Raw genomic sequence first — 21,119 nt, 5'->3', positions numbered from 1 at the left:
CGAGAGGGCCCGGCGCGGGCGCTGGGCCGGTGTCTTCGGACCCCGTCTGAAAACCCTGTCCTGCGTTCCTTCGTATCCATCTTGCTCTTTGGAGGACTTGGTTATGAGGACCAGCTTTGACTTCGCGCCCCTGTGGCGCTCCACCATCGGCTTCGATCACCTAGCCGACCTCGTCGACAGCACGCTGCGCCAGACGACCGAGGACAACTACCCCCCTTATAACATCGAGCGGTCCGGCGAAGACCACTACCGGATCAGCCTCGCCGTGGCCGGCTTCGGCGCCAACGACATCACAGTGACGGCCGAACAGAACGCGCTCACAATCGAAGGTCGGAAGCCCGACGATGCTGCGCGCGAATATCTCTATCACGGCATCGCTGCGCGTCCATTCCGGCGCGTGTTCAACCTCGCCGACTACGTCCAGGTGAAGCAGGCGTCTTTCCAGGACGGCCTCTTGATCGTCGATCTGGTCCGTGAGGTCCCCGAAGCCATGAGGCCGCGCCGGATCCAGATCGCGGGTGCGGCCCCTCCCGCATCTCAGATCGAGCAGAAGGAAGCAGCCTAACGCGCGGTCGAGGGATTGGCGGAACGCGGCGCTCAGATGCGCGCCGCGCTCCCAGATGCATGAAGGAGAGAACCATGGCTTTTCGTGATCTCATTCCCTGGTCAAAGAGCCAGGAGCTTGCGCCGGTCCGCGACAGCTTCGATCCGTTCCTGACGCTTCATCGCGAGATGAACCGTCTGTTTGACGACGTGTTTCGCGGTTTTGCCGGGAGCAACCTGTCGCCCATTATGGAAGGCCGTTTCGGCTGGCCCAAGGTCGAACTCAGCGAGACCGACAATATGCTGACCGTCACGGCCGAACTTCCGGGACTGACGGAGAAGGACGTCGAGGTCGAAATCGCCCACGGCGTCCTCACTCTCCGCGGCGAGAAGAAGGCCGAGCGCAACGGCGAAGGCAGGTACTTCACCGAGCGTTACTACGGCGCATTCGAGCGGCAAGTCCCGCTCGAAGACGTCGAGGAAGACAAGGCCGAGGCGTCGTTCAAGAACGGCGTCCTGACCGTCTCGTTGCCCAAATCCGAGAAGGCGCGGGAAGGCATCAAGCGTATCGCGATCAACACGCATTAGCTTGAACGCAGATGGCGGCGGTGCCCGCCGCCATCCCATCATCAACCCACCATCCCTTCGAAAGGAGCGTAAAGGGAGGCACAACCGATGACCAACGTGAACACGAATTCGGACAATCTCAACCCACTGTTTTACCCGGCGGCGCACTACGGCTCGCCCGCTGATGTCCTGAACGCAGAAGAGCTATCTGCGCCGGAGAAACGGATTATCCTGTCGTCCTGGGCATCCGATATGTACGCGGTCGAATCCTGTCCCGCCTTGCGCGAAGTCCCCGGCATGAGCCACACCGTCCAGCTCGCCGATATTCTCGCAGCCCTGCGCCGGCTCGACAGCGACAATGACGACGACGACCCGCCGCGCGGCGGCGGTGTCCCGATGCGCCTGCGGCGGCCTTGGGCCGCCGCAGAGCGGCAAGGCGCATGATGCAGGGGGCAACCGCCTCGTCCGCTAAGTCGATTGCCGGAGACCTGACCTTCAGCAACCGCCGACGGCGCAGCCTCACCACCGGACAGCTCATGCCGCCCGGTGATCGAGCTCGCCCTGGAAATCCCTGATCAACCGCCGCTCGCGCTCTATCCGTTGCCGATAGAGTTCGCGCTCATGCTCGGTCTTCGCGCTGGCAGGAAGGAGTTCGTCTTGCCCGATCACCTTCTCGCTGCCTCGAATGAGCAGGTCCCGGGCGACTTTCATTGCGCCGCTCCCGTATCGATCGGTGCCTTCGAGGCGAAGATGGAAACCGGAAAGGCCGCGGCGGCGAGGCTATCAAGGGCTGACTGCTCTTCTGCCAGGCGTCTCTCGATGTACTGGCGTTCTATCTCTGTCAGCCTGGTCTTCAGCAGTCGCCGATAACGGTGGATGTTATTCCTGTGCAAGCGAATTTGAGGCAGAGATTCGTTGAGCATCATCGTCTCCGACGGTCGCATTGGGTCCTTGAATTTCGAGGGTGAGAGAGAGATCTCTAGATCTCTCGGCGCAAAAAATATGCAGCTGAAAGTCGCTGTCAAGACGTTCGTGATATTGCTGCGCTTGCGAACTTCGCGTGGCGGTTCAAGACAACTCGATCGGAGCACCGCGGCCGCTGAGCTCTTCGTCGAGGCGCAGATAATGCGCGAGATAGTCGTGCAGCGCGGTCGCCGCCTTCGAGGTGGCGCCGCTCGACTTGTAGAGCAGGAGCTCGATCTTCGGCAGCGGGGGCAGGCCCTCGTTCGGGCCGATCTCGCGCATCGCCGGCACCAGCGCGCTGCGGCCGAGCACGGTGACGGCCATGCCGGCAAAGGCTGCGGCTTGCAGTCCGCCGACGCTTTCGCTGACGCAGGCGATGCGCCAGCGCAAATTCGCGCGCTCCAGCGTATCGATCGCATAGTCGCGATAGATGTTGCCCGGCGGCAGCAGCGCGAGCGGGATCGGGCGCTCCTGGTGCGCGGCGGATTGCTCGCCGGTCATCCAGACCAGCTGCTCGCGCCGCACCACCTGGCCGCCGGTGAAATCGTTCATGCGGGTGACGAGCGCGATGTCGACGTCGCCGCGCTTGACGAGGCCGACCAGCGGCGTCGACAGCGCGCAGTTGAGCTCGACCTGCACGCGCGGAAACGATTTTCGGAACACGCTGAGGATCGACGGCAGCATGAAGGCCGCGTAGAGGTCGGGCGTGCCGAGCACGACCTGGCCCTCGATCTCCTGTGACGCCAGCTGCGAGATCAGCTCGTCATGTAGCCGCAGGATGGATTTGGCGTAGGTGAGAACCGTGGTGCCGTCGTCAGTCAGCATCAGCCGCCGGCCCACATGCTCGAACAATTGCTTGCCGGTGAGCTCCTCCAGCCGCTGCAATTGCAGCGTGATCGCCGGCTGGGTGCGGCCCAGCCGTCGCGCGGTCTCGGTGATGCTGCCGGTCTCGACCACCGAGATCAGCGACCGGAGCATGCGGATGTCGAGACTGATGAGGTTCATGCGGCGTCCCTGTCGCCCAGAATTTATGCAAGTTCCATGCTAGGGCTCACTTGCCAGGGCTCGCTTGCCAGGGCTCACCTGCTAGGGCTCACTTGGCCCGAGACGCAGATGCGGCGGATTTCACGCCCGGCCGGCCCTTGCGCACCGAATTCCAGAAATTCTCGGCCGCCCGGGTCATGCGGGCGCGGGTGCGAAACAGCGACACGTTGATCGGAATGTCCCATTCGCCGCCGCCCGCACGCAGCAGGCGGCCGGTGTCGAGATCGGCGCAGACGAGGCTCATCGGCGCCCATGTCACGCCGCGTCCCTCGCGCGCCATGTCGATCAGCAGCATGACTGGCGCGGCGAAACCGGGAACGAGCCAGGCCACCGGATCCTTTGCCGCCAGGAACGATGTGACAAGCCGTCCCACACCCGAGCCCGGGTGATAGGCGAGATAGGGCAGCGGCGCGCCGGATGCGCCGGGCAGGGCGTAGCGCGGCTGCGTGCTCTTGCTGCGCCGTCCGCCGCGGCCCGGCTTTGCCGCCGGCGCGCTGATCGGGATCAGCACGTCGGTTGCGAGATCGATGCGCTGGAAGCGGTCCATGTCGAGCCGGCTCACCAATGACGGATGGTAATGCGCGAGCATGAAGTGGGCCTGCGCGTCCAGCATCAGCTTCTCGCAGCCGGCGAAATTCGAAGCGACGAGCTGCACGGCCGAGCCGTCGCGCGCGCCGTCCGAGTTGCGGATCCATTCCGGGAAGAAGGTCTGCGACAGCGAATGCGTGGCGACGAAGGTGATGGTCTCGGCCTTCAGCCGTGCGACCTCGAGCGCTTCCTCGCGACCGACCAGGATCCGGCGCAGCACGTCCTCCGCGACGGGACGAAAGCTCTCGCCGGCGGCCGTCAGCGTGATGGTGTGGGTCGAGCGTTCGAACAGCTGCGTCCCCAGCCAGTCCTCGAGCGACTTGATGCGGCGGCTCAGCGCCGGCTGGGTCACGTGCCGTCGCTCGGCGGCGCGGGAGAACCCGCCCTCCTCGGCGATGGCAAGGAAGTCCTCCAGCCAGACCAGGTCCATAATAACGTTTTGTCCTCAAATCATACCGATACGGCATTAGCGCCTGACACGCCGCTGGTCCAATGTAAACGCCATCGAAAGACAAGAACAAAGCGCCCTCAACGCATGGCGCCGACAACGTTGGAGGAAAATACATTGCAGATTGCCGCGACGCCGCTGTCTGAACCCATATCGAGCTCCACGTCCGGCCGCCGCCGCAAGCCGCTCTGGCGTGAGCAGTATGTCCTGGTGGTCGCAGGTGCGGCGCTCGGCGCTCTGCTCGGCGCTCTGTTTCCGAATTTTGCAGTGGAGCTCAAGCCGCTCGGCGATGTCTTTATTTCCTTGATCAAGATGACGATCGCGCCGCTGATCTTCCTGGTCGTGGTCACCGGTATCGCGCAGGTCGGCGACATGAAGGCGGTCGGCCGCATCGGGCTCAAGGCTTTCGCCTATTTCGAGGTGGTGACGACGATTTGCCTCATGATCAGCTTCGTCGTGGTGCGCTGGGTCCAGCCCGGTGCCGGCGTGGCGCATGCCACCGCGCAGCAGGCCGAGACGATCGCGCGCTATCAGCAGGCTCATGTCGGATCATTGTCGGCCTACATCCAGCACATGGTGCCGGAGAGCTTTGTCGGTGCGTTCGCGGCCGGCGACGTGCTTCAGGTACTGGTGCTGGCGCTGCTCTGCGGCATCGGTCTCTTGCTGCTCGGCGACAAGGCCGGTCCGTTGCGGACCGGCCTGGAGCGGGTGACCGAGCTCGTCTTCAGTGTCGTGCATGTCGTGGTGGCGCTGGCGCCGATCGGTGCGTTCGGCGCCATGGCGTTCACGGTGGCGAAGTTCGGTGCCGCGACGCTCTATGCGCTGGCGCTTCTGGTCGGCACCGCTTGGGCGATGATGGCGTTCTTCATCTTCGTCATCCTCGGCACCATCTGCCGCCTGGTCGGCATTCGCCTGATGGACCTCTTGCGCCTGCTGCGCACCGAGCTGCTCGTGGTGCTCGGCACTTCGTCGTCGGAGACCGCCATCCCCGGCATGATGGAAAAGTTGCCGAAGGCGGGCGTAGGGCGTGCTGTCGCGGGCCTCGTCATTCCCTCCGGCTATTCTTTCAATCTCGACGGTGTCGCGCTGACATTGCCGCTCTCGACCATCTTCGTCGCCCAAGTCTATGGCGTCGAGCTGTCGGCCGCGCAGCAGCTCAGCCTGTTCGTGGTGATGCTGTTCACCAGCAAGGGCGCGGCCGGCGTCACCGGCGGCGCGTTCGCGGCACTTGCTGCGACCGTCGTCGCCGCAGGGCTGCCGGCGGAAGGACTGGCACTGCTGCTCGGCATCGACCGTTTCATGTCGCTGGCGCGCGCCATCACCAACACCATCGGCAACGCGGTCGCCGCGATCGTGGTCGCCAAATGGGACGGCGAATTCAATCGCGAGGACTGGGCTCAGTCCGCCGCACAAATCCAGCAAGCGAAGTAAGGATCCAAGGTCTCCAATATGGCTACCAGCACCAACGAACTTCCCGTCATCGCGCTGACCCCTGGTGACTGCACCGGCATCGGTCCCGAACAGGTCGCGCGCATCCTCTCCGACGACCGCCTCGCCGACGTCGCGCGCCTCGTCGTGGTCGGCGATGCCCGCGTGCTCGACATGGGCATGGATCATGCCGGCGTGAAGCTGAAGGTCGAGCGGATTGCCTCGCCCAAGGCCGCCAAATGGGGCCGCGGCACGGTGCAGCTCGTCGATCTCGGCAACACCGATCCCGCCAAAATCCCGCTCGGCAAGGCCAGCGCCGAGACCGGCCGGTTGACCGGCGAGACGCTGTCGCGCGCGATCGATTTCTCCAGGGACGGCGAGGTCGACGCCATCACCTTCGCGCCGCTGAACAAGCGCGCGATGTTCGACGGCGGCTGGAAGTTTCCCGACGAGCACAAGATGTTCGCGAGCCTGCTCGGGCACAAGACCTATTTCTCCGAGATGAACGTGCTCGATGGCCAGTGGATGTCGCGCGTCACCGGGCATCAGTCGCTGCGTGAAGCGCTCGACGGCATCAATCCGGAGAGCATCACCGATGCGATCGAGCTGGTCGACCGGATGATGCGGCGAGCCGGCGTCGCCAAGCCGCGCATTGCGGTTGCGGCGCTCAATCCGCATGCCGGTGAGAACGGCCTGTTCGGCCGCGACGAGATCGAGATGATCCGCCCGACGGTCGAAGCCGCCGCCCAGACCGGCATCGCCTGCACCGGACCTTATCCCGCCGACACCGTCTATATCCGCGCCTTCGCCGGCGAGTTCGACAGCGTGGTCGCGATGTATCACGACCAGGGCCAGATCGCGACCAAGCTGCGCGGTTTCAACCGCGGCGTCACCGTCACCGCGGGGCTCGAGACCGTCTTCACCACGCCGTCACACGGCACCGCGTTCGATATCGTAGGCCAAGGCGTCGCCAACACCGGCGCGCTGGAGAGCGCGGTACGTCTGGCCGCCAAGCTGGTGTCGATCAAGGTCGAGGAGGCCGCCTATGCACACTGATCGCAGAACCCTGCTCCAGGCGGCAGCCGCGCTGCCCTTCGCAACTGTCGCCACCAACACGGCCTTTGCGCAAGCTTCGCCTGCGGCTCCTGCCGCGGCGCCGCCGAAGGACGTCACGCGCGCGCTCGCGCATTATCTCGTCACCGCAAGCTATGACGACCTGCCGGCCAATGTCCGGAAAGAGGGCATCCGCACGCTCCTGAACTGGGTCGGCGTCGCCATCGGCGGCTCGCATCACGAGACGGTCGATATCGCGGTGTCCGCGCTCGGCCCGTTCTCGGGGCCGCAGCAGGCTTCCCTGTTCGGGCGGCGCGAGCGGTTCGACATCATGAACGCCGCCTTCATCAACGGCGTGTCGAGCCACATCTTCGACTACGACGACACGCATCTGAAGACGATCATCCATCCGGCCGGTCCCGTAGCCTCGGCGATCCTCGCGCTGTCGGAAATGCAGCCGGTCTCCGGCAAGGAGTTCTTGAACGCACTGGTGCTCGGCGTCGAGACCGAGTGCCGGATCGGTAACTCGGTCTACCCGAACCATTACGATGTCGGTTGGCACATCACCGGCACCGCCGGCGTGTTCGGCTCGGCCGCGGCCGTCGGCAAGCTGCTGAAATTGAACGAGCAGCAGATGACCTGGGCGCTGGGTCTTGCGGCGTCGCAGCCGGTGGGCTTGCGCGAATCCTTCGGCTCGATGAACAAGAGCTTCAATCCGGGCCGCGCGGCTTCCAGCGGCATCTTCGCCACGATCCTGGCCTCCAAGAACTTCACCTCGTCCGACGCGATGATCGAGGCCAAGCGTGGCTGGGCCAACGCGATCAGCACCAAGCAGGACTACAACGAGATCCTGGGTGACCTCGGCAAGCGTTATGAGGCGGCGCTCAACACCTACAAGCCGTTCGCCTGCGGTATCGTCATTCATCCCGCGATCGATGCGGCGATCCAGCTCCGCAACGAGAACAGGCTGACCGCCGACCAGATCGAGCGGGTCGATCTCAAGGTCCACCCGCTGGTACTGGAGCTGACGGGCAAGAGGACGCCAAGCCAGGGCCTCGAAGGCAAGTTCAGCATCTACCATGCGGTGGCGGTGGCCATTGTCGAGGGCGCTGGCGGCGAGAAGCAGTTCAGCGACCGCGCGGTGACCGACCCGACCATCGTTGCGCTCCGCGGCAAGGTCAATCCGATCATAACATCAGGCATCAAGCCGGAGCAGGTCGATCTCACCATCGTGCTCAAGGACGGCCGCAAGCTGAACCGCTACATCGAGCACGCGATCGGCAGCGTCGAGGTGCCGATGACCGACAAGGAGCTCGAAACCAAGTTCTCCGATCTTGCCGACGGCATCATTCCCACTGCGACGATCCGACGCGTGATGGACGCCTGCTGGAATGTCGAGAACCTGCCGAGTGCGGCGGACATCGCCAAGATGTCGGTCGCGGTCTGATCGCGAAGGAGGGAAGCATGCCATCGCGCCGCCATTTCCTGCGGTCCGCCGGGTCGGTTGCCGCTCTGGCAGCCACCGGCGGCCGCATGGCCGTCGCAGCCGGCCCAGGCGTGACGGAGCGGCTCGCCCGCTACATGGTCGCCGCACGCGATCAGGAGTTGCCCGAGCAGGTGCTGCGCGAATGCAAGCACCGCATCCTCGATACGCTCGGCGCGATGATCTCGGGCTCGCGGATGAAGCCGGGCGAGATGGCGTTGAAATATGTGCGCACACTCGGCGGTGACGCCCAGGCCTCCGTGGTCGGCTCCGACTTCCGCTCCACGGCGGTCAACGCAGCGCTGGCCAATGCGATGTGCGCCCATGCCGACGAGACCGACGATTTCGAGCCTGTCACCAAGGCGCATCCGGGATGCTCGGTCGTGCCGGCCGCGCTCGCTATCGGCGAGCGGGAACATCGCAGCGGACAGGATGTCATTCGGGCCGTCGCGCTGGGCTACGATTTGACCTGCCGCCTGCTGATGGCACTGGGCCCCGATCTCGTGCGTGGCGCCCACCGGAGCGCCGAAGGAACGTCATCGACCTTCGGCGCGCTCGGTGCGGCTGCATCACTGGCGCGGCTTGACGAGAAGGGGATGCGCTATGCGATCTCCTATTCGTCGCAACAGGTCTCCGGCCTATGGAGCTGGGTCAAGGACCACGATCACATCGAGAAGGCTTTTGACTTCGCCGGCATGGGAGCCCGCAATGGCGTCATGGCCGTCGACATGGTGCTCAGCGGCCTGACCGGCGTCGACGACGTGCTCGACGGCACCCATAATCTTTTCATCGCGCTCTCGACCGATCCGAAGCCGGAGGAGATGGTGAAGGATCTCGGCAAGCTCTTCTATGTCACGGAAACCGCGATCAAGACCTTCTCGGTCGGCTATCCCATCCAGTCGCCGCTGGATGCAATGCTGACGCTGCGCAAGCAGTATAGCCTCACGTCGGATAGCGTCCGTAGCATCCTGGTCAGGCTGCCGACCGATGCGATGGGGATCGTGGGCGAAAGCGCGATGCCTGATGTCAATTGCCAGCACCTCGTGGCGGTCGCGCTGGTCAAGGGCGGGGTGTCGTTCAACGACAGCCACGATGTCGCGCTGATGCGTGATCCGAAGATCCTGGAGCAGCGTGCCAAGGTGACGCTGGCCGGTGACAAGACGCTGATGGATCCGGTCGCGCCGCGCGGCGCTGTCGTCGAGGTGACATTGACCGATGGCAAGAAGATCGAGCACTTCACGAAATATCCGCCGGGCACCAAGGAGAATCCGCTCAGCACGGAAGCCGTCGCGGCGAAGACGCGGGATCTGATTGCGCCGGTGCTGGGCAGCGACAGGGCCGAGAAGCTGATCGACCAGATCGGCAATCTCGAACGGCTTGACGACGTCGGAAAGTTGAGGCCATTGCTCAGCGCGTGATGCAAGGCCAACAACAAGGTAAGCATCGGGAAAAACACATGGGCGGGATCATCTTTCGCTCCTTCATGTCCGCGAGCGTGGCCATGCTGGCCTGCGGCGCAGGATTATCCGTTCCAGCGCGTCAAGATCATCGTGCCGTTCCCGGCCGGCGGCTCAAACGAAATCATCGCCCGAATTGTCGCGACGCAACATAACGCATGGGAGGAATGATGGGCTTGAAGCGAATGCTTGCCGGCTGTCTCGGCGCGATGGCGCTGCTGCACGCCGGTGCCGCCGTGGCGGCAATTGTCGAGATCTCCGCCAACGATATCGGTGGGCAGGTGACCAGCGAGAACGGCGCCGAGGCGGGCGTCTGGGTGATCGCCGAAACCAAGGATCTCCCGACCAAATACGCCAAGGTGGTGGTGACCGACGATCAGGGTCGGTTCGTCATCCCGGATCTTCCCGCAGCCAGCTACAAGGTCTGGGTGCGCGGCTATGGCTTGCAGGACACCGCGCAACAGGATGCACGTCCAGGCAAGGTGCTGGATTTCAAGGCCGCTGCCGCCTCACCGAAGGAGGACGCTCAGAACTATCCGGGCATGTATTGGTATTCGATGCTCGACATCCCCAGACCTGAGGAGTTTCCCGGCACCGGCGACAAGGGCAACAAGATGCCGGATACCATGAAGTCGCAGGCCCAGTGGGTCGATACGGTCAAGAACATGTGCCAGTCCTGCCACGCGCTCGGCACGCGCGGCATCCGCGAGATCCCGAAGGTGTTCACCGATGGGTACGATTCCCACACGGCATGGGCCGTCCGCACCCAGGCCGGACAGGCCCAGGAATACATGGCGACGGTGCTGGCCAGCATGGGTCCGGAAAAGGTCTATGACCTGTTCTCGAAATGGACCGATCGTATCGCAGCCGGCGAGTTACCGTTCGCCAAGCCCGAGCGGCCCAAGGGCATCGAGCGCAACGTCGTCTTCACGATGTGGGATTGGGCGACGCCGACGCACTATCAGCACGATGCGATCTCGACCGACAAGCGTAACCCGCGGGTCAACGCCAACGGCCTGATCTACGGATCGTCGGAGGAGAGTTCGGATCTCGTGCCGACGCTCGACCCGGTCAGGAATGTCGCCGGGACCATCAAGCATCCCTATCTCGATCCTAACACGCCATCCTCGACCGACGCGCCGCGCGGACCGTCGGCCTATTGGGGCGACGAACCGATCTGGGATGGCCACACCAGTATCCACAACGTCATGATGGACGAGCAGGGCAAGGTCTGGTTCACGGCGCGGCTGCGCCCGCCGGCCAACCCTGACTACTGCAAGCAGGGCTCGGATCTGCCGTCGGCGAAGGTGGCGCCGCAGGCGACCTCGCTGCGCCAATTGTCGCGCTACGATCCCGCGACCGGCAAATGGGACCTGATCAACACCTGCTTCACGACCCATCATCTCTACTTCGACGACGATGCCAACCAAACGCTGTGGACCAGCTCCGGTGGTCCGGGCCTCGGCGGCGGCATTGTCGGCTGGCTCAACACCAAGCAGTATCGCGAGACTCTCGACAACGTAAAATCGCAGGGCTGGACGCCGCTGATCATCGACACCAACGGCAACGGCAAGCGCGATGCCTATGTCGAGCACAAGGATCCCGTCGATCCGGCCAAGGACAAGCGCATCGCCGCGTCCTTCTACGGCATCATGCCGAGTCCGGTCGACGACACGATCTGGGGCCAGGCGATGGATCGAGGCTTCTCCCGCATCGATCAGCCCGGCTACATCGTGCGCGTGGTGCCGGGACCAGATCCCGCCAATACCGCGCTCGCCGAAGTCTATCAGCCGCCGGAGGGCACGTTCGGCCCGCGCGGTCTCGACATCGGTCTTGATGGTGTGGTGTGGACGGTCTTGTCCAGTGGTCATCTCGCAAGCTTCGATCGCAAGCTCTGCAAGGGCCCGCTGAACGGCCCGACCACGGCGGAGGGCAAGCAGTGTCCCGAGGGATGGAAGACCTGGCGCATGCCCGGGCCGCAGTTCAGGGGGCTCGACGCCAGCGGCAGCGCCAATCATGCCTATTATGTCTGGGTGGACCGCTACAACACGTTCGGCCTCGGCGCGAACGTGCCGATCGCGAGCGCCAATGGCAGCGAGTCCCTGCTGGCCCTTGTCAACGGCGAGCTGGTGAATCTGCGCAATCCATACCCGCTCGGCTTCTGTACCAAGAATGTCGACGGGCGGATCGACGACCCCGATACCGGTTGGAAAGGTCGTGGCCTGTGGAGCACGACCGGAACGCGGGCGAGCTTCCATGGGGAAGGCGGCAAGGAGGCTTCACCTAAGGTCTACAAAGTGCAGATGCGGCCTGATCCATTAGCCCATTGACCGTTTCGCCCCAAGAATAGCGCCGCTGCAAACCAGCGGATAAGCCAGGGAACAGAATCATGACGAAAACTTCTCGACGTGACGTGCTCACCGCCGCAGCCGCGATGACCGCGGCGGGCCTTGCCGATACGGCGCCGGCCGCAGCGCAGGCCGCACCCAAGCCGATCTTCCCGGTGCCGATGGTCGCGATCCCGATCGTTGGCGAGACTCAGGTGTTCCAGGTCCGCCGCATCTATTGTATCGGTCGCAACTACGCCGCGCATGCGATCGAGCGCGGCTCGGATCCGAATCGCGAGCCGCCATTCTTCTTCCAGAAGCCGACGGACGCGATCCAGAACGTCGCGATCGGTGAGGTCGCCGATCATCCCTATCCGTCGCTGACCAAGAACTACCACCACGAGGTCGAGCTGGTCGCCGCATTGAAATCCGGCGGCGCCAACATCCCGGCCGAGAAGGCGCTCGACCACGTCTATGGTTACGCGCTCGGCCTCGACATGACCCGGCGCGATCTCCAGAACGGCATGGCCGCGGAGAAGAAGCCGTGGGAGATCGGCAAGAGCTTTGACCATGCGGCGGTGCTCGGTCCGATCCATCCCGCGAGCAAGACCGGCCATTTCGAGAGGGGCGCCATTTCGCTCGCGATCAACGACACCGTGAAGCAGAGCTCGGATCTCAGCAAGATGATCTGGAGCGTTGCCGAGCAGATCGCAAAGCTCTCGGAAGCGTTCGAGTTGAAGGCCGGCGACATCATCTATTCCGGAACGCCGGAGAATGTCGGGCCGGTCGTGAAGGGCGACGTGCTGTTGTGCAAGCTCGAGGGCCTCCCGGATATGTCGATCAAGATCGTCTAATGGCGGCAGTACGGGTGAGGGGGACTCTCCGCGAGTCCAGTTCTCACCGTGATTGCGGATGCAGCCCCTCACCCCAACCCTCTCCCCGTAAGAACGGGGCGAGGGAGAAGACTGCAGCTTGTCGGTGAGGCGTCCGAGGGGCCGAGCGACATCGCACCGCCGGAACCATGGGCGGCGAAGGTCTTTGAATTGCCGGAGTTCCCTCCGCCATTGCCCTCCGTTGGGCAACGAACAAACCTCGTGCGGCCATATTTGAGTAAGAGTGATCTCCCCTGAGGGAGGCGCTCCGATGAAGAAAGCTCTGATCACTGCCGTCGTCATGCTGGCTGGCGTGCCCGCAAGTGCCGTTGCGCAGGAGCGCGCTGGCGCTGCGGCGCTCGGCGCCGTGTCCGGCGCCGTCGTGCTGGGCCCGATCGGTGCGGTCGCCGGCGCAGTTGTCGGCTACACCGCCGGACCTTCGATCGCGAGGTCATGGGGCGTGAGAGGTTCGCGGTCGGCAAGATACCGGCAGCCGCAGCGACGTCAGGCGAACCGCTTGGCCACTACCAGCGCTCCACAGTCCACGCGTCCGGCGATCGAATCCAACGGCCAGATGAGAGCTGCCAGCAATCCGCCGGTTCAAGCCGCGCCTGCGGTGCAGGCCGTTCAAGCCGCTCCGGCGGCGCCGGCAGAGACCTCGACGCCGCCCGTTCAGGGATTCGACTGAGGCTGTGGCTTACGCCGCAGACTTCGGTCGCAGCCGGTCGACCGTCCGCGCGATCAGCGACGCGACGTCTGCCACCTTCGGCCCAATCCGAAACTCCGGCCCTGCGACGACAACCGACAGGCGGCGGTCGCCGATCGGCAGCGGGATCGCGGCGCCGGCGAGGTCGCGGCTGTAGTCGGCAAAGCTCTGGCAGTAGCCGCGCTCGATCGAATTGCGCAGCTCGGCTTCCACCGCCTCGATGCTGATTGGCGTCGACGGGCCGTATTGCTTGAATTCGATCTTGCGATAGACGGAGTCGCGCTCCTCCGGCGAATATTGCAGCAGCAGCGCGCGGCCGCTGGCAGTGGCGTGAATCGGCACGCGGTGCCCGATGGTCGCGAAATAGCGGATCGCGGCTTGGGACTCGACGACGTCGATGAACACCGCCATCACGCCCGCCGGCGCCACGATCGACGCGGTCTCGCCGGTCTCGGCGGAGAGATCGGCGATCAGCGTATGCGTCCAGGGCGGCAGCGGTTCGACCTCGGAGATCATCCGCGCCATCGCGAGCCATCGCGGCGTCGGATAGAATCCGGCGCGCGGACGCGGTTCGTAGAGATAGCCCTTCTCCGACAGCGTCGCGAGCAGGTTGAAGGTCGACGAGCGCGGCCAGCCGAAATGATCGGCGATTTCGGCAAGCGTCGCCGGCTTCCTCGTTTGCGCGAAGAATTCCATGATCTCCAGGACGTTTGCGGCTTGGCGAACGATCATGGCGGGGCTTTGCGTCCTGATTTAGGGCTGGCCGAGGATCTTCTTCGCGGCGCGAAGATGCGGCTTGTCGATCATCTGGCCGTCGAGCCGCAGCGTGCCGGAATTTGGATTGCTCGCGAACGCCGCGATGACCTTCTCCGCCCATGTGCGCTCGGCGTCCGTCGGCGCGAACGCCGCGTTGACGACGTCGACATGTTTCGGATGGATCAGCGCCTTCGCCGAAAACCCGTCGCGCCGCGCTGCGCGCGTTTCCTGCTCGAGGCCTGCGAGATTGTCGATGTCGGTATAGACCGTGTCGATCGGCGCCACTTCCGCCGCGGCCGCCGCCATCAGGCAGAGATCGCGCGCGAGGCGATAGGGGCTGTGGAACACACCGCCCGACGCCTTCTCGGTCGCGCCGAGCGAAGCCGAGAGATCTTCCGCGCCCCACATCAATCCGGCGAGGCGAGGGGAGCAGCCCTCGTAGCTGCCGAGGCCAAAGATCGAGCCGGCGGTCTCCGTTGCGACGCAGACGATGCGCGTCGTGCCGACCGCGATGCCGGCCGCTGCTTCCAAAGCTTCCAGCCAGGTCGCGACGTGCCGCACGTCGTCGCCGCCTTGCGATTTCGGCAGCACGATACCATCGGGCTTGCCCGGCATCACCGCGGCGAGATCGGTCAGCGTCACGCCGGTGTCGAGCGCATTGACGCGGACATAGAGCTGATGCGGGCCGCGAGAGCCCTTCAGCATCGCCAGCGTCAGCCCGCGTGCCTCCGGCTTCTTGTCGGTGACGACGGAATCCTCGAGATCGATGATCAGCGCGTCGGCCTTGCCTTCGCTCGCCTTCTCGAATTTGCGCGGGGAATCGCCCGGCACGAACAGCATCGAACGCATCAGACCGGCCTCTTGTGCATCATCGCCATGCGGCGGCATTTGCCGACGATCTCGTCGTTCTGGTTCAGTGCGTGGTGCTCGAACTCGACGATGCCCGCTCTCGGGCGCGATTTGGATTCTCTCAACGAAAGCACCTTCGTCGTCGCCCGCAGGGTGTCGCCATGGAAGACCGGTTTTGGAAAAGTCACGTCGGTCATGCCGAGATTGGCAACGGTGGTGCCCATGGTCGTATCATAGACCGTCATGCCGATCATGATGCCGAGGGTGTAAAGGCTGTTGAAAATGCGCTGGCCGAACTCGGTCTTTTCGGAGAAATGCGCGTCGATGTGCAGCGGCTGCGGGTTGAGCGTCAGCAGGCTGAACATGGTATTGTCCATCTCCGTGACGGTCCGGGTCAGCGGATGCCTGAACTCCTGGCCCACGGAAAAGTCTTCGAAATAAAGTCCGGCCATCGCGGTTTCCTCCCGGTATTGTTGCGATTTGGCCAGCGCCTGCCGCTAGGGCGGCGCCGCCAGGTGAACTGCCTTCTGCTCTGCGAGCCGCTCGATCTCGTCGGCCGAGAAGCCGGCCTCGCGCAGTATGTCGCGGCCGTGTTGGCCGAGTGTCGGTGCCGGGCCAGCAGCCTCCGGCTGGGTCACGCTCCAGGTCGAGGGTACGCGCATCTGGCGGATGCGGCCTTCCACGGGGTGGTCCACCGTCCTGAAGAAGTCGATGGCTTTGAGATGCGGGTCATCGAGGATCGTCTCTAGCGTATGCATCGGCATCACCGGAATGTCGGCGTGCTCCAGCAACTCGCGCCATTCGGCAGTGGTGCGGGTGAGGAAAATGTGCCCGATCTCCTCGTAGATCTCGTCGATGTGTTTTGTGCGCGCGGCGTGGTTGGCAAAGCGCGGCTGCTCGAGGAAATGCGGCTGCCCGATTGCCTCGAAGAAGCTGCGCCAGTGCTTGTCGTTGTAGATGAGGACGCAGAGATAGCCGTCGCTGGTCCTGTAGGGACGGCGATAGCGCGACAGCAGGCGGGCATAGCCGCCATGGTCGAGCGGCGGATCGTAGGTGAGGCCGCCCAGATGATCGACCAGCACGAACTCCGTCATCGATTCGAACATCGGCACGTCGATGCGCTGGCCCACACCGGTGCGCTGCTGGTGCATCAATCCGCCCATGATCGCATTGACCATCATCAGCCCGACGATGCGGTCGGCAATGGTGACGGGAACGTAGCGCGGCGTGCCGTCGCCGGCGGCCGCAAGCAGCGTCGGAATCGTGGCGGCGCCCTGGATCAGATCGTCATAGGCGGGCTTGGCGGCGTAGGGGCCTGACTGGCCGTAGCCGAACGCGCCGACATAGACCAGCGACGGATTGATCGAGCGAAGCGTCTCGTAATCGAGGCCGAGCCGCGCCATCGCCTGCGGGCGCACATTATAGACAAGCGCGTTGGCGCTTTTCGCCAGCCGCAGCAGCGTATCGCGTCCTTCGGGCGTCTTGAGGTCGAGCACGATGCTGCGCTTGCCGCGATTGGCGTTGTGGAACATCCCGCCCATGCCGGGTGTGCGCCCGGGGCCGATCTGGCGAACGATGTCGCCTTCGGGGCTTTCGACCTTGATGACGTCAGCGCCCATGTCCGCCAGCACCTGAGTGCCATAGGGGCCCATCAGCACCGAAGTCAGGTCGAGAATGGTGAAGCCGGCGAGCGGTCCCATGGGGCCTCGTGGGATGAATTCATATATGTGGAGTTAGAATTCATAAATCGGCGATGTCAATCGGCTGGGCCCGCGAGCAAAGCATGGCTCCATGCATAGTTCATATACTTGACATATAAATTCACATATATGTACTTTTTCCCTCAAGCAAGAAATGGAGCGTGGGGCCGAACGGCTTGGCAGCAAACGGCTGCCGCCTTCGGCGTGGGACGCGTCAGGGAGAATGAAATGAAGACAAATCTGGTCCGGGCTGCAGCCGTGCTCGCTTTGTCGCTGCCGGTCTCGACACTGTCGGCGCAGGCGCTTGAGCTGAAAGTCGCCGACAGCTTCCCCGCCGGACATTATCTCGTCCGCCTGATGCTCAAGCCCTGGATGGACGACGTCACCAAGCGCACCAACGGCGCGGTGACCTTCACCTATTACCCGAACCAGCAGATCGGCAAAGCCGCCGACATGCTGCGGCTAACCCAATCGGGCGTGGTCGATATCGGCTACATCGGGCCGTCGTATGTTTCGGACAAGATGCCGCTATCGGAAGTCGCGCAGTTGCCGGGTGCGTTCGCGACCAGCTGCCAGGGCACGCTTGCTTATTGGAAGTCCGGGCGCGAAGGCGTGCTGGCCAGCCGCGAATACGCGCCGAACAAGATCAAGCTGCTGATGGCCGTGGTGCTGCCGCCCTACCAGGTGTGGACCGTCAAGTCGAAGGTCGAGACCACCAAGGACATGCAGGGCCTGAAGCTGCGCACCACCGGCGGCGCGCAGGATCTCACGCTGCGGGCGCTCAACGCCGTGCCGGTGCGCATGGCCGCGCCCGATGCCTACGAGTCGCTGTCGCGCGGCACGATGGACGGGCTGCTGTTCCCGCTCGACAGCGTCGTCGCCTATGGCCTCGACAAGCTGGTCAAGCACGCGACCGAAGGCGTCAGCTTCGGCAGCTTCATCGTCGCCTACTCCATCAACCAGTCGGTCTGGGACAAGCTGCCCGACGACGTGAAGACCGCGATGAACGAGGCCTCGGATGCGATCACGCCGAAGGCTTGCGCCGATGTCGACAAGGAAGGCGAAGTCACCAAGAAGCACATGCAGGACGAAGGCGTCAGCTTCGATCCGCTGCCGGAAGCGACGCGCGCCGAGATGAAGGACAAGCTCAAAGGCGTCGGGCATGAGTGGGCAGCCGGTCTCGATAGCCGTGGCAAGCAGGCGTCTGCCGCGCTGAAGGAGTTCGAAGACTTGCTTGGCGCCGGCAGCAAGTAATCCGCAAATCGAACAGGGAGGCGCGAAATGATCGATCGGGCGGGGCATGTGCTCGGCGCACTGGAGCGCGCGCTGACGGTGATCGCGGTGCTATTTATGTTTGTGATCATGGTGCTGGTCGTGACCGACGTGTTCATGCGCTACGCGCTGAACAGCCCGTTCTCCTTCACCTATGATCTGATCGGGCTCTATCTGCTCGCGGGCGTGTTCTTCTTCACGCTGTTGGACGCCTTGCGCGAGCATGTCCATGTCGGCGTTGACATCCTGTTGTCGCGCTTCTCGCCGGCGGGGCGGCGGCTGTCCGAGATCGTCACCGCACTTGCAGGCCTGTTCGTGTTCGTCCTGATCTGCAAGGTCGGGTTCGCGCGCGCGCTGGAGAATTACGAGCAGCATGACGTGCTGTCAGGCGCTATTCCCTGGCCGACCTGGATTTCGGCGGCGCTGGTGCCGTTCGGCTGCGGCGTGCTGGTGCTGCGGCTGGCGCTGCAACTGGTCGGCAATGTGCTGAGCCTCGTCAGCGGACGCGACCTCTATCCGCTGCCGCCGGTGACCGGCGTCGGCGAAGCGCGCGGCTTCGAGTAACGGCGGATATCCATGACACCTCTCATCGTTCTCGCTCTGCTGTTCGGCCTGCTTGCGCTCGGCACGCCGGTCGGTTTTGCCATGGCCTTTTCCGGCTCGGTCGGCCTCGTGATGGTCGGCGGCTTTCCGACCTTGTTCGGCATCCTGGAGACCGCGCCGCTCTCGACCGTTTCCTCCTACGAGCTGATCACCATTCCGATGTTCCTCCTGATGGCGGACCTCGTGCTGCTGTCCGGCGTTGCGGATGATCTGTTCAAGACAGCCTCTGCTTGGGTCGGGCGTGTTCCTGGCGGCCTCGGCATGGCGACAGCGCTTGCCGGCGCAGGCTTCGGCGCGATCTGCGGCACCTCGACGGCATCGGCTGCGACGCTGTCCTCGACCAGCCTTCCCGCAATGATCCGCCAGGGGTATGAGCCGAAGATGGCCGCCGGCGTGGTCGCGATCTCGGGCACGCTGTCGATGCTGCTGCCGACCAGCGTCGCGCTCGTCATCTTCGGCCTGCTCGCCGAGGTGAACATCGGCAAGCTCCTGATCAGCGGCATCATCCCCGCGATCCTCGTCACCTTCACCATCATGGCCACGATCTACTTTTTGGTCTGGCAGGATCCCTCGCGCGCGCCGGCCGCGAAATCGGTGCCGTGGCGCGAGAAATTCGCGCTGCTGTGGCAGGTCTCGCCGATGGTGGTGCTGTTCTCGATCGTGACGGGCACGATCTATCTCGGCGTCGCGACGCCGACGGAGGCATCCGCATTCGGTGCGTTCGGCGCCTTCCTGCTCGCGATCGTCAAGGGCAAGATCACGCCGTCCTCGCTCTACAAGACGCTGCTGCGCGCCTGCCATGGCACCTGCATGATCATCATGATTCTGGTTGGCGCCTCGATCTTCGGCTATTTCTTTACGCTCACTCATGTGACGCAGGACCTCGTCGCCTGGATCGGCTCGCTGCCGGCCTCGCGCTGGGTCATCATTACGTTGATCCTGTGCGGGTACATCGTGCTCGGCTCGTTCATGGACCAGATCGCGATCCTGGTGCTGACCGTGCCGATCGTGCTGCCGCTGATCAAGACGCTCGGCTTCGATCCGATCTGGTTCGGCGTCATCAAGATCGTCACCGCCGAGGTCGGCATGATCACGCCGCCGGTCGGGCTGAATTGCTTCATCGTCGCACGCTACGCCAAGCGGCCGGTGGCGGAGGTGTTCCACGGCACCTTTCCGCACTTCATCGCCCACCTGATTGCGATTGCGATTCTGGTGGCGTTTCCGTCTATCATCCTCTGGCTGCCGTCGCAGATGGGGCGCTAGGCACAACGAGCCTCCACAAGGAGACCACCATGGATTTCGCGCTAACCGATCAGCAGGAAGCCATTCGCGACGCCATCGCCAAGATCTGCGAAGGCTTTCCCGATGCCTATTGGCTGAAAAAGGACCACGACGGCGGCTTCCCGCATGACTTCCACAAGGCGCTGGCTGACGCCGGCTGGCTCGGCATCTGTGTGCCGGAGGCCTATGGCGGCTCGGGGCTCGGCATCACCGAAGCCGCGATCATGATGCGCACGATCGCGGAGTCGGGCGCCGGCATGTCGGGAGCCTCCGCGGTGCACATCAATGTGTTCGGTCTCAATCCCGTCGTCGTGTTCGGCACCGAGGAGCAGCGCAAGCGCATGCTGCCGCCGATGGTCGAGGGCCGCGAGAAGGCCTGCTTCGCCGTCACCGAACCCAACACCGGCCTCAACACCACCCAGCTCAAGACCCGCGCGGTCGCCAAGAACGGCCGCTACATCGTCAACGGCCAGAAGGTGTGGATCTCGACCGCACAGGTCGCGCACAAGATATTGTTGCTGGCGCGCACCACGCCGCTGGAGGAGGTGCGCTCGCCGACCCATGGTCTCAGCCTGTTCTACACGGATTTCGATCGCAAGAAGATCAAGGTCCATGAAATCGAAAAGATGGGCCGCAAGGTCGTCGATTCCAACGAGCTGTTCTTCGAGGATTTCGAGATCCCGATGGAGGACCGCATCGGCGAAGAGGGCAAGGGCTTCCAGTACATCCTCGAAGGCATGAACCCCGAGCGCATCCTGATCGCGGCGGAAGCCGTCGGCCTCGGCAAGCTCGCGCTGTCGCGCGCGACCGAATACGCCAAGACGCGCGTCGTCTTCAATCGTCCGATCGGCAAAAATCAGGGCATCCAGCATCCGCTCGCGGTGAATTGGGTCGAGCTCGAGGCGGCCTGGCTGATGGTGATGCAGGCGGCCTGGCAATACGGCAAGGGCTTGCCGTGCGGCGCCGGCGCGAATGCTGCGAAATATTTTGCAGGTGAAGCCGGTTACCATGCCTGCGAGCAGGCGGTGATGACTCATGGCGGTTTCGGCTACGCCAAGGAGTTCCACGTCGAGCGTTATTTGCGCGAGGTGCTGATCCCGCGCATCGCGCCGGTCAGCCCGCAGCTCGCGCTCAGCTTCATTGCGGAAAAGGTGCTGGGCCTCGCGAAGTCGTATTGAG

General features: G+C 64.0%; 22 protein-coding genes. 14 read left to right on the top strand and 8 right to left on the bottom strand.

Annotated features, from left to right (window positions below; genetic code table 11):
- Window positions 1-103 precede the first annotated feature (103 nt).
- From FXB38_RS31170 to FXB38_RS31160, 3 genes are all read left to right on the top strand, one after another.
- Window positions 104-565 (top strand): Hsp20 family protein, encoded by a 462-nt coding sequence (locus tag FXB38_RS31170; RefSeq protein WP_148754812.1) that lies wholly within the window; start codon window positions 104-106, stop codon window positions 563-565.
- A 74-nt stretch (window positions 566-639) separates the two neighbouring features.
- Window positions 640-1,131 carry an Hsp20/alpha crystallin family protein gene (locus FXB38_RS31165; protein WP_148754811.1) on the top strand — a complete coding sequence of 164 codons (492 nt, stop codon included), beginning with the start codon at window positions 640-642 and terminating at the stop codon, window positions 1,129-1,131.
- Between the two features lie 87 nt (window positions 1,132-1,218).
- On the top strand, window positions 1,219-1,554 hold the full coding sequence (locus FXB38_RS31160) for a hypothetical protein (protein ID WP_148754810.1): 336 nt from the start codon (window positions 1,219-1,221) through the stop codon (window positions 1,552-1,554).
- Between the two features lie 90 nt (window positions 1,555-1,644).
- On the opposite strand, the gene FXB38_RS43125 is transcribed toward FXB38_RS31160, so the two are convergent.
- The 4 genes from FXB38_RS43125 to FXB38_RS31145 form a co-directional block, all read right to left on the bottom strand.
- Window positions 1,645-1,821, bottom strand: a complete 177-nt coding sequence (locus tag FXB38_RS43125) for a hypothetical protein (protein ID WP_187435274.1) — start codon at window positions 1,819-1,821, stop codon at window positions 1,645-1,647.
- The gene (locus tag FXB38_RS31155) at window positions 1,818-2,036 is read right to left on the bottom strand and encodes a hypothetical protein (protein WP_347340245.1); all 219 of its coding nucleotides are present in this window, start codon (window positions 2,034-2,036) and stop codon (window positions 1,818-1,820) included. The genes FXB38_RS43125 and FXB38_RS31155 overlap by 4 nt, the downstream gene beginning before the upstream one ends.
- A 142-nt stretch (window positions 2,037-2,178) precedes the next feature.
- The gene (locus FXB38_RS31150; protein ID WP_148754809.1) at window positions 2,179-3,078 is read right to left on the bottom strand and encodes a LysR substrate-binding domain-containing protein; all 900 of its coding nucleotides are present in this window, start codon (window positions 3,076-3,078) and stop codon (window positions 2,179-2,181) included.
- 88 nt (window positions 3,079-3,166) lie between these two features.
- Window positions 3,167-4,135, bottom strand: a complete 969-nt coding sequence (locus FXB38_RS31145; RefSeq protein ID WP_148754808.1) for a LysR family transcriptional regulator — start codon at window positions 4,133-4,135, stop codon at window positions 3,167-3,169.
- A 135-nt stretch (window positions 4,136-4,270) separates the two neighbouring features.
- On the opposite strand from FXB38_RS31145, the gene FXB38_RS31140 reads away from it, so the two are divergent.
- The 7 genes from FXB38_RS31140 (at window position 4,271) to FXB38_RS31110 (ending at window position 13,461) form a co-directional block, all read left to right on the top strand.
- Complete coding sequence (locus FXB38_RS31140) at window positions 4,271-5,584, top strand: cation:dicarboxylate symporter family transporter (RefSeq protein WP_148754807.1); 1,314 nt, start codon at window positions 4,271-4,273, stop codon at window positions 5,582-5,584.
- 18 nt (window positions 5,585-5,602) lie between these two features.
- The gene (locus FXB38_RS31135; RefSeq protein ID WP_148754806.1) at window positions 5,603-6,637 is read left to right on the top strand and encodes a PdxA family dehydrogenase; all 1,035 of its coding nucleotides are present in this window, start codon (window positions 5,603-5,605) and stop codon (window positions 6,635-6,637) included.
- On the top strand, window positions 6,627-8,081 hold the full coding sequence (locus FXB38_RS31130) for an MmgE/PrpD family protein (RefSeq protein ID WP_148754805.1): 1,455 nt from the start codon (window positions 6,627-6,629) through the stop codon (window positions 8,079-8,081). Before FXB38_RS31135 ends, FXB38_RS31130 begins: the two co-directional genes overlap by 11 nt.
- 17 nt (window positions 8,082-8,098) lie before the next feature.
- A complete protein-coding gene (locus tag FXB38_RS31125) occupies window positions 8,099-9,535 on the top strand; it encodes an MmgE/PrpD family protein (RefSeq protein ID WP_148754804.1) in 1,437 nt (478 codons plus the stop codon).
- 209 nt (window positions 9,536-9,744) lie between these two features.
- The gene (locus tag FXB38_RS31120; protein ID WP_148754803.1) at window positions 9,745-11,904 is read left to right on the top strand and encodes a carboxypeptidase-like regulatory domain-containing protein; all 2,160 of its coding nucleotides are present in this window, start codon (window positions 9,745-9,747) and stop codon (window positions 11,902-11,904) included.
- A 59-nt stretch (window positions 11,905-11,963) separates the two neighbouring features.
- Window positions 11,964-12,755, top strand: a complete 792-nt coding sequence (locus FXB38_RS31115) for a fumarylacetoacetate hydrolase family protein (protein WP_148754802.1) — start codon at window positions 11,964-11,966, stop codon at window positions 12,753-12,755.
- 289 nt (window positions 12,756-13,044) lie between these two features.
- The gene (locus FXB38_RS31110; protein WP_187435273.1) at window positions 13,045-13,461 is read left to right on the top strand and encodes a hypothetical protein; all 417 of its coding nucleotides are present in this window, start codon (window positions 13,045-13,047) and stop codon (window positions 13,459-13,461) included.
- 9 nt (window positions 13,462-13,470) lie between these two features.
- Here FXB38_RS31110 and FXB38_RS31105 read toward each other — a convergent pair whose 3' ends face one another.
- Genes FXB38_RS31105 through FXB38_RS31090 form a run of 4 tightly spaced genes read right to left on the bottom strand, consistent with a single transcriptional unit; the run spans window position 13,471 to window position 16,784 of the window.
- Window positions 13,471-14,211: an IclR family transcriptional regulator gene (locus FXB38_RS31105; protein WP_148754800.1), complete on the bottom strand. Its 741-nt coding sequence runs from the start codon at window positions 14,209-14,211 to the stop codon at window positions 13,471-13,473.
- Between the two features lie 21 nt (window positions 14,212-14,232).
- A complete protein-coding gene (locus FXB38_RS31100; RefSeq protein ID WP_187435272.1) occupies window positions 14,233-15,084 on the bottom strand; it encodes an HpcH/HpaI aldolase/citrate lyase family protein in 852 nt (283 codons plus the stop codon).
- Window positions 15,084-15,572, bottom strand: coding sequence for a MaoC family dehydratase (locus FXB38_RS31095; protein ID WP_347340246.1), 489 nt, complete (start codon window positions 15,570-15,572; stop codon window positions 15,084-15,086). The genes FXB38_RS31100 and FXB38_RS31095 overlap by 1 nt, the downstream gene beginning before the upstream one ends.
- A 9-nt stretch (window positions 15,573-15,581) precedes the next feature.
- Window positions 15,582-16,784 (bottom strand): CaiB/BaiF CoA transferase family protein, encoded by a 1,203-nt coding sequence (locus FXB38_RS31090; protein WP_148754797.1) that lies wholly within the window; start codon window positions 16,782-16,784, stop codon window positions 15,582-15,584.
- A gap of 228 nt (window positions 16,785-17,012) precedes the next feature.
- Between FXB38_RS31090 and FXB38_RS31085 the strand changes: the two genes are divergently transcribed.
- The 4 genes from FXB38_RS31085 to FXB38_RS31070 are packed head-to-tail and all read left to right on the top strand — an operon-like array spanning window position 17,013 to window position 21,118.
- Window positions 17,013-18,038 carry a TRAP transporter substrate-binding protein gene (locus FXB38_RS31085; protein WP_187435271.1) on the top strand — a complete coding sequence of 342 codons (1,026 nt, stop codon included), beginning with the start codon at window positions 17,013-17,015 and terminating at the stop codon, window positions 18,036-18,038.
- 27 nt (window positions 18,039-18,065) lie between these two features.
- Complete coding sequence (locus tag FXB38_RS31080) at window positions 18,066-18,620, top strand: TRAP transporter small permease (protein WP_148754795.1); 555 nt, start codon at window positions 18,066-18,068, stop codon at window positions 18,618-18,620.
- A 12-nt stretch (window positions 18,621-18,632) separates the two neighbouring features.
- Window positions 18,633-19,922 (top strand): TRAP transporter large permease, encoded by a 1,290-nt coding sequence (locus FXB38_RS31075; RefSeq protein WP_148754794.1) that lies wholly within the window; start codon window positions 18,633-18,635, stop codon window positions 19,920-19,922.
- A 29-nt stretch (window positions 19,923-19,951) separates the two neighbouring features.
- Window positions 19,952-21,118 (top strand): acyl-CoA dehydrogenase family protein, encoded by a 1,167-nt coding sequence (locus FXB38_RS31070; RefSeq protein ID WP_148754793.1) that lies wholly within the window; start codon window positions 19,952-19,954, stop codon window positions 21,116-21,118.
- Window position 21,119 lies beyond the last annotated feature (1 nt).

This window comes from Bradyrhizobium cytisi (assembly GCF_008123515.1).
Taxonomy (GTDB): Bacteria; Pseudomonadota; Alphaproteobacteria; order Rhizobiales; family Xanthobacteraceae; genus Bradyrhizobium; species Bradyrhizobium cytisi.
The sequence above is the reverse complement of the archived record's forward strand: the minus strand, read 5'-3'. Positions and strand labels throughout refer to the sequence as shown.

Coding starts and splice junctions, on each gene's coding strand:
- FXB38_RS31170 (WP_148754812.1), top strand. CDS start 104: ATGAGGACCAGCTTTGACTTCGCGCCCCTGTGGCGCTCCACCATCGGC.
- FXB38_RS31165 (WP_148754811.1), top strand. CDS start 640: ATGGCTTTTCGTGATCTCATTCCCTGGTCAAAGAGCCAGGAGCTTGCG.
- FXB38_RS31160 (WP_148754810.1), top strand. CDS start 1,219: ATGACCAACGTGAACACGAATTCGGACAATCTCAACCCACTGTTTTAC.
- FXB38_RS43125 (WP_187435274.1), bottom strand. CDS start 1,821: ATGAAAGTCGCCCGGGACCTGCTCATTCGAGGCAGCGAGAAGGTGATC.
- FXB38_RS31155 (WP_347340245.1), bottom strand. CDS start 2,036: ATGATGCTCAACGAATCTCTGCCTCAAATTCGCTTGCACAGGAATAAC.
- FXB38_RS31150 (WP_148754809.1), bottom strand. CDS start 3,078: ATGAACCTCATCAGTCTCGACATCCGCATGCTCCGGTCGCTGATCTCG.
- FXB38_RS31145 (WP_148754808.1), bottom strand. CDS start 4,135: ATGGACCTGGTCTGGCTGGAGGACTTCCTTGCCATCGCCGAGGAGGGC.
- FXB38_RS31135 (WP_148754806.1), top strand. CDS start 5,603: ATGGCTACCAGCACCAACGAACTTCCCGTCATCGCGCTGACCCCTGGT.
- FXB38_RS31130 (WP_148754805.1), top strand. CDS start 6,627: ATGCACACTGATCGCAGAACCCTGCTCCAGGCGGCAGCCGCGCTGCCC.
- FXB38_RS31125 (WP_148754804.1), top strand. CDS start 8,099: ATGCCATCGCGCCGCCATTTCCTGCGGTCCGCCGGGTCGGTTGCCGCT.
- FXB38_RS31120 (WP_148754803.1), top strand. CDS start 9,745: ATGGGCTTGAAGCGAATGCTTGCCGGCTGTCTCGGCGCGATGGCGCTG.
- FXB38_RS31115 (WP_148754802.1), top strand. CDS start 11,964: ATGACGAAAACTTCTCGACGTGACGTGCTCACCGCCGCAGCCGCGATG.
- FXB38_RS31110 (WP_187435273.1), top strand. CDS start 13,045: ATGAAGAAAGCTCTGATCACTGCCGTCGTCATGCTGGCTGGCGTGCCC.
- FXB38_RS31105 (WP_148754800.1), bottom strand. CDS start 14,211: ATGATCGTTCGCCAAGCCGCAAACGTCCTGGAGATCATGGAATTCTTC.
- FXB38_RS31100 (WP_187435272.1), bottom strand. CDS start 15,084: ATGCGTTCGATGCTGTTCGTGCCGGGCGATTCCCCGCGCAAATTCGAG.
- FXB38_RS31090 (WP_148754797.1), bottom strand. CDS start 16,784: ATGGGACCGCTCGCCGGCTTCACCATTCTCGACCTGACTTCGGTGCTG.
- FXB38_RS31085 (WP_187435271.1), top strand. CDS start 17,013: ATGAAGACAAATCTGGTCCGGGCTGCAGCCGTGCTCGCTTTGTCGCTG.
- FXB38_RS31080 (WP_148754795.1), top strand. CDS start 18,066: ATGATCGATCGGGCGGGGCATGTGCTCGGCGCACTGGAGCGCGCGCTG.
- FXB38_RS31075 (WP_148754794.1), top strand. CDS start 18,633: ATGACACCTCTCATCGTTCTCGCTCTGCTGTTCGGCCTGCTTGCGCTC.
- FXB38_RS31070 (WP_148754793.1), top strand. CDS start 19,952: ATGGATTTCGCGCTAACCGATCAGCAGGAAGCCATTCGCGACGCCATC.